This window comes from Nostoc sp. UCD121 (genome assembly GCF_014222285.1).
Classification (GTDB): domain Bacteria; phylum Cyanobacteriota; class Cyanobacteriia; order Cyanobacteriales; family Nostocaceae; genus Nostoc.
The window spans coordinates 1-343 of record NZ_JACKZS010000550.1 but is presented as its reverse complement, the minus strand read 5'-3'; the positions used below and the strand labels follow the sequence as shown (position 1 = coordinate 343).

General features: G+C 42.6%; 1 pseudogene. It reads right to left on the bottom strand.

The window, feature by feature from the left end:
* A pseudogene (locus GNF10_RS37440) lies at nucleotides 1-225 on the bottom strand (hypothetical protein); the annotation flags it as partial.
* Between the last annotated feature and the right edge of the window lie 118 nt (nucleotides 226-343).

Genomic DNA, 343 nt, shown 5'->3' with positions numbered 1-343 from the left:
TTCTTTATACAAATACAGCACTGCAAAATATGTTGCTGGTGGTTCGACTGTTACTGAATCAATTTCTGCTGAATTATTTTGGGAGCGGTGGCGATAAAATGAGCGGCGATTGTGGCAGACTTTTGGATTCCAACACCCGTCCCCTGCTGTTCCATGTAAAACTTTGGCTTGGGTTGTTGGTAGTTTGGAACATAGCTGACACTTGGGGTCTAACGGTTTCGGCATCGTTTAGTCTATTAATTCCTCCGTAACATACTTCCACACCTATACAGCACTTGCGGCTGTTATGAGGTACAGTAGCAGCAACTAGCAAACCAGTTTCTTAAATGTTGAGGATTTATTA